The following is an 11,255-nucleotide window of genomic DNA, read 5'->3' on the forward strand; positions in this document are numbered from 1 at the left end:
CGGCGGGGCCGCCGCCCCGCGTCGGCACCGGGGGCACGGCCGCTCCCCGGCCCGCGCCCCTCGGTTCCGTCCGTCCGCCGCCGGGCTCCAGGAGTTCGCTCACATCGTGCACTGTGCAGCGGCCGGGCCCCCGCCCGTTCCTGACAAGCCGTTCACGCCGCGCGCGCCCCCCGATCGGGTGGCGCTGTGCGGATCAGTGCGCGAGTCGCTTGAGCCGGCCGACGGCTTCGCGGAGCACGTCCTCGCGCTTGCAGAAGGCGAAGCGGACGAGGGAGCGGCCCGCCTCGGGGTCGTCGTAGAAGACCGCGTCGGGCACGGCGACCACGCCGCAGCGCTCGGGGAGCGCGAGGCAGAACGCGGTGCCGTCGGCGCCGAGTCCGAGCGGGGTGATATCGCTCGTCACGAAGTACGTGCCCTGCGGCCGGAAGACCTCGAAGCCCGCGTCGGCGAGCCCGTCGCAGAGCAGGTCCCGCTTGCGCCGCAGGTCCTCGCGGAAGCCGTCGTAGTACGTGTCGGGCAGGTTCAGCGCGGCGGCGACGGCGTACTGGAAGGGCCCGGCGCTGACGAAGGTGAGGTACTGCTTCACGGTGCGCACCGCCGTGACGAGCGCGGCCGGGCCCGTCACCCAGCCGACCTTCCAGCCTGTCAGGGAGAAGGTTTTGCCGCTGGAGGAGATGGTGGCTGTGCGCTCGCGCATTCCGGGGAGGGTGGCGAGGGGGATGTGGGTGCTGTCGTCGAAGACGAGGTGTTCGTAGACCTCGTCGGTGACGACGAGGAGGTCGTGGGCGACGGCGAGGCGGGCGATCTCGGTGGCCTCCTCGCGGGTGAGGACCATGCCGGTGGGGTTGTGCGGGGAGTTGAGGAGGAGCAGCCGGGTGCGGGGGGTGATGAGGGCGGCGAGGCGGTCGAGGTCGGGGCGGAAGCCGGGGGCGTGGAGGGTGAGCGGGACGCGCGTGGCGCCCGCCATGGCGATGCAGGCGGCGTAGGAGTCGTAGTAGGGCTCGAAGGCGATGACCTCGTCGCCCGGTTCCAGGAGGGCGAGGAGGCTCGCGGCGATGGCCTCGGTCGCGCCCGCCGTGACGAGTACTTCCGAGTCCGGGTCCAGTTCGATGCCGTGGAAGCGCCGTTGGTGGGTGGCGATCGCCTCGCGCAGTTCCGGGACACCGGGCCCGGGCGGGTACTGGTTGCCCCGGCCCTCGCGGATCGCGCGGACCGCCGCCTCGCGGACCTTCTCGGGGCCGTCCGTGTCGGGAAAACCCTGGCCCAGGTTGATCGCGCCGGTGCGGGCGGCGAGGGCGGACATCTCGGCGAAGACCGTCGTGCCGAACGCGGCGAGACGCGGGGCGAGCAGGGGGCGGCCTGAGGGCGGGGGCTTCGGGGTCATGGCGTCATCCTGCGCCGAAGCTCTGGTCTTGCTCAAGCGTGCTTTGAGCGCGGACCCCACCGGGCAATCCCGCTGCAACGAAGCAACGGGGGCCGCCGGACGGGCGGCGCGGGACGGAATGCAGGGGGGCAGGACGTGGCGGTGATGATCGCGGTTCTCTGCGTCTTCGGGCTCGTGGTGGCGTCGCTGGTCGTGCGGATCGTGCGGGCGACGGGGAACGCGGTGACCGGGGGCCGGTCCGGGCCGGCGCGCCAGAGCGCCCGGCGCTCGGGGCCGAAGGGCTACTCCGCGCGCGACTCCCGCGCAGGCCGCTCCTCCGCGCGGCGGACCCGGCGTGGTGCGCGGTCCTCCTCCGGGGGCGACTCCGGGAGCTGGTGGGTGGGCGGGGACTCCTCCGGCTCCCACTCGCACGACTCGGGAGGCGGGCACCACTCCGGTGGTCATTCCTGCGGGGGGCACTCCTCCTGCGGGGGCGGGTCCTCCTGCGGAGGCGGCTCGTCCTGCGGGGGCGGCGGGGGCGACTGAGCGGGGAAGCGGACCGGGCGGGACGCGGCGGCGCGGGGTGCGTGGCCGGGCGCGGGACGGGTGCGGGACGCGGTGGCCGGTGGCGTGATGGCCCGTGTGCGGGGGCTGAGGGCGTGACGGGCGGTGGCGTGGTGGCTGATCGCGTGACGGCTGGTGGCGCGAGGGCTGAGGGCATGTGACGTGACGGCCGGTGATCGTGACGGGCCGTGATGAGGGCTCCCGCGAGGATGCGGTGGGTCGCCAGAGAGCCGTCGACGGGGACTGGAACGGGGGATTCGGGATGCAGGTTTTCTTGGGCGTACTGGTGGTGGCCGTCATCGCGGCGGTGGTCCTGGTGGGGCGGGCGGTGACCCGTACCCGGGGACCGCGCGGGCGGCGGCCGTCGGCGCCGAGGCGCGGCGCGGGCGCGGGGCCGTACGGCTCGGGCTCCGCGACCGGGGGCTTCTTCGCGCAGGACTCCGGGCAGAGCTGGTGGGCGGACGGCCACTCCTCCCACGGCGGCTCGGGTCCCCACCACGGGGGACACGGACATCACGACTCCGGCGGGGGCGGGTCCACCTGCGGAGGCGGCGGTTCTTCCTGCGGTGGGGGCTCGTCCTCCTGCGGCGGGGGTGGTTCTTCCTGCGGGGGCGGCTCCTCCTGCGGGGGTGGCGGAGGCAACTGACACGGGGCAGTCTGATCCGCCAGGGCCCGGGCCCACGAGGCGACTCGTGGGACCGGGCCCTGTGTGTGCCGTCCCCCGTCGGCGTGCGACCTTCCGGGCCTGCGCGCACGGGGGCGTCCGTCCGTCGCGCGCCCCCGCACGGGGACGTACGCCGCGCGACGGACGGCTGTCCGCCGGGGGAACGACACACGGCGCGGCCGGGCCCGGGCGAGGGACGGGGGGATCTCGCCGTGGGGCAGGGGGGCGCGGGGCCGCGGTGAGGACCGCTCCGCCGCGCGGAACTCGGGAGCGAGGAGCCGGGGAGCCCTGAGCGGGAAGCCCGGGAGCCGGGAAGCCCGGGAGCCCGGAAGCCCGGGAGCCGGGAGCCGGGGACGGCAGGCGGGGCCCCGTCGGTCCGTACCGCCGTGGTTCAGGAGGCGGGGGAGACCACCGGGCCGGTCCCGCCGGTGCTGCTCTTCGGCACGATCGAGAGGCCGCGTCCGCGCGTCGCGCGCGCCTTGTCGGAACGGCCCGGGGTACCGACCCCCGCCGGGACGTTGCTGTTGAGGCCCGTCGTGCCGGGGGCGTGCGGCACTCCGGCGAGGCGCTTTCCGCGCCGGGCGCGCCCCCGGCGGGTGCCGCTGAGCGCGGCGGGGCGCGGCGCGAGACGGGTGCGGGTGACGACGAGCTGGCCGTCCTCCGGGTAGGCGTGCCACGTACGCCACTGCGTCTCGCCGTCGCGGCGCTGCACGAGCATCGCGGTGAACGCGTCGGGACTGCCGGGGAAGACGCCCGCGAGGCCGTGCGGGTGTTCGGCGACGAGCGCGAGGAGCTCCTGCGCGCGCCCCGCGAACGCGCCGGGCGGCAGTTCCTCGACGCGCGCGGCGAAGTGGTAGTCGAAGCCGTCGAATTCCTCGACGACGCCGACCGGGAGCGGCGCGCCGCCGCCCGGCAGGCAGGCGACGGTCTCCGAGCACTCCCCGTACTCGTCCTCAAGGAGGACCTGGTGCGAGGCGCCGAGCAGGCGCAACTGCACCGTCGCGCGCTCCAGCTCCAGATCGAGGGCGGAGAGGCAGGGGAGGGGTTCGCGGCCGAGCGCCCACGCGAGATCACTCGCGCGCGTGTCGGTGTAGGTGGTTTTCAGGGTCGTGAGCATGGTTCGGCTCCACAGGCGCGCAAGGACGAGGAGGGGCGGGCTGTCTCCCACGGGACGGCGGTGGGGTGACCGGCCGGTCGGGACCCGGGGTTCCGAGGTACGGGCCGGGGTGCGGGAGTAGCCGGCTCGTGCCCTCCGAGGCCGTGCCCGTGGGCTGAGTGGGACGGGAACGGCGGCGGAGGGGCGGCGACGTTTTAGAGGGAATCATGAACTCTCGTGCCCTGACCGCCTTTTCGCCCAACTCCGGGCGGTTTCCATCCCCCCGAGGGCGGGGCAGTTCACATGTTCAACCAGTGCGGAGCTTGCGCCGGACGGAGGCGGGCTCCGTTGTCCCCCGCGCGGGGCGATCCGCGCCGTCACCGCCTTGTCCAGTCTTTCTCCGCTCCCGGGGAGAAAAGCACTCGTGTGGGTGACATGGCGTGCTCCATATGTCACGTAGCGTGGTCAATGTGACCGAGCCGCGTTCCGCCGTCCCCCGCGCCCAGCTCCCGCCCCCACGGGGGGTGGAGGCTGCCGGCGGGCTGCGCGTGGACGGTCTCGAAGGCGGGCCCCGGGCCGCCCCGGGGGACGGCCCCGGAGGCGCTTCCGGGTGCGGTGCGGGGGCTGGAACGGGAGGCGGTGCCGGTGCCGGGGCTGGCGCGGGGCGCGGCGCCGGGGGCGGTGCGGGCGGTCCGGCGGAGAGCGTGGCTCCTGAGCTGCGGCCGCTTCCGCTGCCCGTGCGGCCCGGTGTCGGCCGCTTCCTCGTCCTGCTCGCCGTCTTCGTCTGCGCGGCCTGCGGCCTCGTCTACGAGCTGGAACTCGTCGCCCTGGCCTCGTACCTGCTCGGCGACTCGGTCACCCAGGCGTCCCTCGTCCTCTCCGTCATGGTCTTCGCGATGGGCATCGGCTCGCTGCTCGCGAAGCGGCTGTGCGCGCACGCCGCTGCGGCCTTCGGCGCGATCGAGGCGGGGCTCGCGCTCATCGGCGGGTGCAGCGCCCTCGCGCTCTACGGGGCCTTCGCCTGGTCGGGGCGCTTCCCGGGCGCCTGGGCGAGCGGTTCGAGCGGGCTGCTCATCGGCTTCACCTTCGTCATCGGGGTGCTGATCGGGGGTGAGGTGCCGCTGCTCATGGTGCTCATCCAGCGGATCAGGCGGCAGGAGGCGGGCGGCGCCGTCGCCGACCTCTTCGCCGCCGACTACGTGGGCGCGCTCGTCGGCGGGCTCGCCTTCCCCTTCCTCCTGCTCCCCTTCCTCGGGCAGCTCACCGGCGCCCTGCTGACCGGCGCGGTCAACGCCTGCGCGGGCGCGGCCCTCGTCCTCGGCCTCTTCCACCGCGACCTGGGCCGTCGCGCCCGCTGGACCCTTCTCGTGCTCAACGCCTTCGTGCTCGGCCTCCTCGCGATGGCGGCGACCCACGTCGGTGACTTCGAACGCGCCGCGCGTCGCGCCGTCTTCGGCGACGACATACGCGTGGCGCTGCACAGCGACGTCCAGAACATCGTCCTGACCGGCGGCTCCGGGAAGCCGCTGACGATGTACCTCGGTGACGGACCGCGCGTCAGCTCGGCCGACGAGGGCGCCTACCACCAGGCGCTCGTCCGCCCCGCGCTGGCCGGTCCGCACGCCCGCGTCCTCGTCCTCGGCGGGGGCGACGGGCTCGCGGTGCGGGAGGTGCTGCGCGTCCCGGGGGTACGCGTGGTGGACGTGGTCGAGGTGGACCGCGAGCTGCTGCGGCTCGCCCGCAGGGACCCCCTGCTCGCCGGGCTCAACCGGCACGCGCTCGACGATCCGCGCGTGCGCGCCGTCTCCGCCGACGCGTTCGGCTGGCTGCGCGCCAACCGGCGGCGCTTCGACGCCGTCGTCGCCGACCTGCCCGACCCGCGCCAGACGGCGGCCACCAAGCTCTACTCCCAGGAGTTCTACGGACTCCTCAAGCGGGCCCTCGCGCCCGGGGGCCGCTCCGTCGTGCACGTCGGTTCGCCCGGACGCGACGCGCGCGACTACTGGCGCGCCGAGCGCACCCTGCGCGCCGCCGGGCTGCGCACGGCGCCGTACGCGGCGCACAAGGGGCGTACGGAGTGGGGCTTCCTGCTCGCGGCCACTCCCGAGCGGCCGCCGCTCGCCGTACCGGCCCGGCCCAGGGGCGGCTTCGGCGCGCGGGAACTGCGTTCCGGCGCGCGGCGGGTGGCGGCGACGCGGGTCCGGGGACTGGAGCCTTCGACGCTGGTGTCGCCCCGGTACGGCTTGTGAGGCGGTGTCGGAGGTGGTGTCAGAGACGGTGTCACGGGACGGCGGGCGCGCGGGACGGGACGGTGAGGGGCGGACGCGGTGAGGGGCGCGGGATACGGGGGTGACGCGGACGGCGTGCGCGGGGCGCGGTGGGGCCGGGGCGGGGGTGGTCGGGTGTTTGCGGGCGGGTCCGGCGAGGCGTTCGGGAGGAGGGGGGTACGAAAAGGGCGCGCGTGGGTAGGCTCGCCCGCCATGGAGCATGAGGTCTTCGTCCCGGTTCCCCTCACCGCGCTGCGCCGCGCCCTCGGCGACCCCACCCGGGTCCCCGACTGCGTGCCGGGGCTGCGCGCCGAACCCGGACCCGAGCCCCGTACGGCCCCCGGCGGCGAGGGCATCGCGGTGCACGGGCGGCTGCGCCTGCGCGCCGCCAGCCACACGATCACGTACCGGGGCGCGCTGCGCCTGACCGTCCGCCCGGACGACAGCTGGGCGCTGCACGTCTCGGCGACCGAGGCGCGCGGCGAGGGCTCGGTACGGGCCCGGCTGAGCCTGACGCTCGCGGAGGCCGAGGGCGGTACGCGGGTGCGGTACGCCGGGAGCGGCGAGGTCGTGGGCCGGCTGCTCGACGAGGCGGGGCCCCAGGCCGCCGAATCCGCCCTGCACCGCCTCCTCAACCGCTTCGCCGCGAACCTGGGGCGGGCCGGGGAGGCGCTGACGCGGGAGGACACGGGGGAGACCGGTGCCGAGTCCGAGGGGGCTGCGGAAGCGGTGACCGGGGCAGCCGACACGGGGAGCGGCGCTACGCAGGAGGAGTCGAGTGCGGTGGCAGGGGAGGACGCGATGACGGACGGCACGAGCGGGGCGGACGGACGACCGGAGGGAGAGACGGCGGAGGCCGGGGAGCGGGCGGAGCCGTCGGCGGCACCGGAGGAAGCGGTCACGGCGCGCGGGCCGGGGGACACGGAGGAGACGGGGCCGGAGCCGGAGGGCACGGCGGGACCCGGGGATGGCGGGGGCGGCGCCGATGTCGGGGGCGCCGCGAACCCGGCGGATGGCGGGGACGTCGCGGACGCGGCCAACCCTGTTGACGCCTCGGACGCCGCCGACGACACCCGAGACGACGGCACCCCGGCCACCGAGGGCACCCGAGACGACGAGAATCCCGCCACCGACGACACTCTCGCCACCGACGGCACCCCCACCGACGGCACCCCCGACGCCGACACCCCCGGCTACACCTCCGCCGACGACGACCTCCTCGGGATCGTCCCCGACACCCCCGCCTCCGTCTTCGACACGGACGTCCCGCCGTCCGCGCTGGGGCGCGAGGACGGGGTGCCCGGCCCGGAGGAGGCGGAGCCCCCGGCCGAGGCCGCCCACGCCCGCCGGACGATGATCGGCCGCAGCGCCGAGGAGGTGGACCACGCGCCGCCCCGGGGCCGGTACGCGCCCGAGGCGGTCGGCGGGGCGGCCGCCACCGCGCACACGCTGCGCTGGGCCGCTCCCGTCGCCGCGCTCGTCGTGGCCTCGGCGGTGGTGGCGGGCCGGGCGTTGCGCCGCAGGCACTGACGGGCTGACGCGTGGGGCGTCGGGGGCGCGTACGGGGGTTCTCCCCGGCGTCCCGGGCCCCGCGTAAGGTCACCCCCGTGACCACCGCACCTGAGACGACGCTGACCACCCGCACCTCCTCCCTCACCGTGCGCCCGGACCTCGGGGCCCGGCTCGCCTCGCTGAGGGTGGGGGAGTACGAACTCCTGCGGCCCGGCGATCACTACGGCTCGTTCCCGATGGCCCCGTTCTGCGGACGCACCAGGGACGGGCGGTTCACCAACGGCGGGACGACCCATCAGCTCCCCCTCAACGACGCCCCCCACGCCATCCACGGCACCGCCCGCGACCACCGCTGGGCGACCGCGCCGGCCCCGGAGAGCGTGCACGGCGGCCCCACGGCCGCGTTCACGTACGACCTGGCCGAGCCCTGGCCGTACACGGGGCGGGTCACGCAGACGATGGAGCTGGGCGAGGACGCTCTCACGCTGCGCATGGGCATCGAGACGTACGGGGACTCGTTCCCCGGCCAGGTCGGCTGGCACCCGTGGTTCCGGCGGAACCTCGGGAAGGGCGGCGAGGACGTGAAGATCGGCTTCCAGCCGGGCTGGCAGGAGGAGCGCGGCGCGGACCACCTGCCGACGGACCACCGCATCGACCCGCTTCCCGGCCCCTGGGACGACTGCTTCGGGATGCCGGACGGCGTGACGGTCCTCCTCACCTGGCCGGGCGAGCTCGAACTGACGGTCACCAGCCCGGAGAAGTGGGTCGTGGTCTACGACGAACAGGCCGACTGGGTCTGCGTCGAGCCCCAGACCGGCCCCCCGAACGGGCTCAACACGCAGCCCCGCCTCATCACGCCGATCGACCCGCTGGAGGCTTCCACGACGTGGAGCTGGCGCCTGCTGTGAACCGGAAAGGTCGGGCGGCTCCCACGGGGTACGCGTAGGGGGGCCCGTCCACCGACGAAAGGCGTGACCCCGTGGAGCTGACCCTGCCCCAGCGGATCTACCTGCTTTCCGCCTACGACCCCGACAAGGCCGACTTCACCGCGACCGGGCTCCAGTTCCGGGTCCAGCGGCTGCGCGCCGCCGCCTACGCGGTGCTCGTGGCGGACGGACTCGTCCGCACCGACGGCAAGAAGGCGTGGCGTGTCGCGGGGTCCGCTCCCCGGGACACGTTCCTGCACGGGGTGTGGGAGGAACTGCCCGCCGACAAGCCGCTGGGCTGGCTCCGCCTCGTCCACAACAAGGCGCACACAGCCGAGACCCCGGTGCGCGAGCAGCTTCGCGAGGCCGGGTACGTCGAGGAGCCGCAGGGGCACCGCCTCAATTCGCTCGCCAAGCACAAGGGAGCGCCCAGCGACCCGGACGGGCTGCTCGCGCTGCGCGAGCGGATGCGCAACCCGGTGCTCGCGGACGCGCGGCCGGAGCAGGTTCCGGAGGAGGACGTGACGCTCGCGGTGCTGTGCGCCGAGGGCGGTACGGGGGCGCTGTTCACCGGCAAGGAGCAGAAGGCGCACAGGGAGACGCTCAAGGGCTTCGGCGCCCACTTCGACGCGCGGGTGCCCGGACTGCGCGCCGCGCTCCTCACCTCGATCCTCTCGGCCCGCTCCGTGGGCGGCGGCTGGAGCTGAGCGGCCGGGAGCCGGGCGGCGCGGGGGGACGGGAGCGGGGCGCCGGGTGGGGGCGGGTCGCCCCGGCCGTCGTACCGCCCGTCGGCGGCGGTCCCCCGCGCCCCGTGGCGCCCGGCGTCGGCCCGCGGTCCCGCCGCCCGTACCGTGCGCGGCAGCGGTGGCCCGTCCCCGCGCCCGTACCCTGCCCGGCGGCGGCCCGCCCCGCCCCCGTACCGCCCCTCTAAGCTCGTGCCCATGACTGACGCACGTTCCGAGCTGCTCCAGCAGATCAAGGACAAGGCCGTGGTGCACGGCAAGGTGACACTCTCCTCGGGTATCGAGGCCGACTACTACGTCGATCTGCGCCGGATCACGCTCGACGGGGCCGCCGCGCCGCTCGTCGGCGAGGTCATGCTGGACCTCGTGGACAACCTCGACTTCGAGGCGGTCGGCGGGCTCACCCTCGGGGCCGACCCGGTCGCGGACGCGATGCTGCACGCCGCGCACGCGCGCGGCAAGCGGGTGGACGCCTTCGTGGTCCGCAAGGCCGCGAAGACGCACGGGATGCAGCGCCGTATCGAGGGCCCGGACATCGCGGGACGGCGGGTGCTCGTCGTCGAGGACACCTCCACCACCGGCGGCTCGCCGCTCACCGCCGTCGAGGCCGTGCGCGAGGCCGGAGGGCACGTCGTCGCGGTCGCCACGATCGTGGACCGCGACACCGGAGCGGGCGAGAAGATCGCCGGCGAGGCCGGCGTCCCGTACGTCTACGCCTACGCGCTCAAGGAACTGGGCCTCTGACGAGCGGCCCTTACCGCCCTGTGCCGGCCGTGCTCACGGTGACGCCCCCGCACCGCTGAGCAGGTCGGATCTCCGACGAGCGAGCCCGCTAGACGCCCTCCGGGCCCCTGACCTCGCCCGCTCGTCAAGAGGCGATGTTTCACGTGAAACACCGGACCCGTCATGTTTCACGTGAAACATCGCCTTCGTCGTCTCATGCCCACGGTCCTCGCTGGGAGCAAATCGGTACGTCTGGAAAGATGGACCCGGCCGACACCGGCGTCGCCCCCAGGTCAGGGTCACTGCACACACCCGCACATCACAAGGAGCGGACACATGCCCATCGCAACCCCCGAGGTCTACAACGAGATGCTCGACCGGGCGAAGGCAGGCAAGTTCGCCTACCCGGCCATCAACGTGACCTCCACGCAGACGCTGCACGCGGCCCTGCGCGGTTTCGCCGAGGCCGGGAGCGACGGCATCATCCAGATCTCCACCGGGGGTGCGGAGTTCCTGGGCGGTCAGTACAGCAAGGACATGGTCACCGGCGCGGTCGGTCTCGCGGAGTTCGCGCACGTCGTCGCGGAGAAGTACCCGGTCACGGTCGCGCTGCACACCGACCACTGTCCCAAGAACAAGCTCGACGGCTATGTCCGCCCGCTGCTCGCGGTCTCCGCCGAGCGCGTCAAGGCTGGCCAGAACCCGCTCTTCCAGTCGCACATGTGGGACGGCTCCGCCGAGACCCTGGACGACAACCTGGCCATCGGCCAGGAGCTGCTCGCGCTGGCCAAGGCCGCGAAGATCATCCTTGAGGTCGAGATCACCCCGACCGGTGGTGAGGAGGACGGCGTCTCGCACGAGATCAACGACAACCTCTACACCACCGTGGACGACGCGATCCGCACCGTCGAGGCGCTCGGCCTCGGCGAGAAGGGCCGCTACCTGCTCGCCGCCTCCTTCGGCAACGTGCACGGCGTCTACAAGCCCGGCAACGTCGTGCTCCGCCCCGAGCTGCTCAAGGACCTGAGCGAGGGCGTCGCCGCGAAGTACGGCAAGCAGCAGCCCTTCGACTTCGTCTTCCACGGCGGTTCGGGCTCCACCAAGGAGGAGATCGCGACCGCGCTGGAGAACGGCGTCGTCAAGATGAACCTGGACACCGACACGCAGTACGCCTTCACGCGTCCCGTCGCGGACCACATGTTCCGCAACTACGACGGTGTGCTGAAGGTCGACGGCGAGGTCGGCGACAAGAAGACGTACGACCCCCGCACCTGGGGCAAGCTCGCCGAGGCCGGCATGGCCGGGCGCGTCACCGAGGCGGCTCAGACGCTGCGCTCGGCCGGGCACAGCCTCAGCGCCTGAGCGGCTGACCTGCGGGCCCCCGTCCCGCGCGGCTC

7 protein-coding genes and 1 pseudogene are annotated in these 11,255 nt (G+C 74.6%); 6 read left to right on the top strand and 2 right to left on the bottom strand.

The window, feature by feature from the left end; genetic code table 11:
• Nucleotides 1–193: 193 nt before the first annotated feature.
• A complete protein-coding gene (locus SSBG_RS15470; RefSeq protein ID WP_008747039.1) occupies nucleotides 194–1,384 on the bottom strand; it encodes a pyridoxal phosphate-dependent aminotransferase in 1,191 nt (396 codons plus the stop codon).
• Between the two features lie 1,811 nt (nucleotides 1,385–3,195).
• A pseudogene (locus SSBG_RS15480) lies at nucleotides 3,196–3,708 on the bottom strand (DUF2617 family protein); the annotation flags it as partial.
• A gap of 428 nt (nucleotides 3,709–4,136) precedes the next feature.
• Here SSBG_RS15480 and SSBG_RS15490 point away from each other — a divergent pair.
• The 6 genes from SSBG_RS15490 (at nucleotide 4,137) to fbaA (ending at nucleotide 11,220) form a co-directional block, all read left to right on the top strand.
• The gene (locus tag SSBG_RS15490; RefSeq protein WP_234010544.1) at nucleotides 4,137–5,936 is read left to right on the top strand and encodes a polyamine aminopropyltransferase; all 1,800 of its coding nucleotides are present in this window, start codon (nucleotides 4,137–4,139) and stop codon (nucleotides 5,934–5,936) included.
• Nucleotides 5,937–6,167: 231 nt separating this feature from the next.
• Nucleotides 6,168–7,484, top strand: a complete 1,317-nt coding sequence (locus tag SSBG_RS35810) for a membrane protein (RefSeq protein ID WP_037869857.1) — start codon at nucleotides 6,168–6,170, stop codon at nucleotides 7,482–7,484.
• Nucleotides 7,485–7,585: 101 nt separating this feature from the next.
• Nucleotides 7,586–8,374 carry an aldose 1-epimerase gene (locus SSBG_RS15500; RefSeq protein WP_008747044.1) on the top strand — a complete coding sequence of 263 codons (789 nt, stop codon included), beginning with the start codon at nucleotides 7,586–7,588 and terminating at the stop codon, nucleotides 8,372–8,374.
• 71 nt (nucleotides 8,375–8,445) lie between these two features.
• Entirely contained in the window at nucleotides 8,446–9,099 is a 654-nt protein-coding gene (locus tag SSBG_RS15505) for a GPP34 family phosphoprotein (protein WP_008747045.1), read from the top strand.
• 234 nt (nucleotides 9,100–9,333) lie between these two features.
• Entirely contained in the window at nucleotides 9,334–9,879 is a 546-nt protein-coding gene (pyrE, locus tag SSBG_RS15510) for an orotate phosphoribosyltransferase (RefSeq protein ID WP_037869858.1), read from the top strand.
• Between the two features lie 315 nt (nucleotides 9,880–10,194).
• The gene (gene fbaA, locus SSBG_RS15515) at nucleotides 10,195–11,220 is read left to right on the top strand and encodes a class II fructose-bisphosphate aldolase (protein WP_008747047.1); all 1,026 of its coding nucleotides are present in this window, start codon (nucleotides 10,195–10,197) and stop codon (nucleotides 11,218–11,220) included.
• Nucleotides 11,221–11,255: the final 35 nt, after the last annotated feature.

Origin of the sequence: Streptomyces sp. SPB074 (genome assembly GCF_000154905.1) — a bacterium.
GTDB lineage: Bacteria > Actinomycetota > Actinomycetes > Streptomycetales > Streptomycetaceae > Streptomyces.

Coding starts and splice junctions, on each gene's coding strand:
- SSBG_RS15470 (WP_008747039.1), bottom strand. CDS start 1,384: ATGACCCCGAAGCCCCCGCCCTCAGGCCGCCCCCTGCTCGCCCCGCGT.
- SSBG_RS15490 (WP_234010544.1), top strand. CDS start 4,137: ATGTCACGTAGCGTGGTCAATGTGACCGAGCCGCGTTCCGCCGTCCCC.
- SSBG_RS35810 (WP_037869857.1), top strand. CDS start 6,168: ATGGAGCATGAGGTCTTCGTCCCGGTTCCCCTCACCGCGCTGCGCCGC.
- pyrE (WP_037869858.1), top strand. CDS start 9,334: ATGACTGACGCACGTTCCGAGCTGCTCCAGCAGATCAAGGACAAGGCC.
- fbaA (WP_008747047.1), top strand. CDS start 10,195: ATGCCCATCGCAACCCCCGAGGTCTACAACGAGATGCTCGACCGGGCG.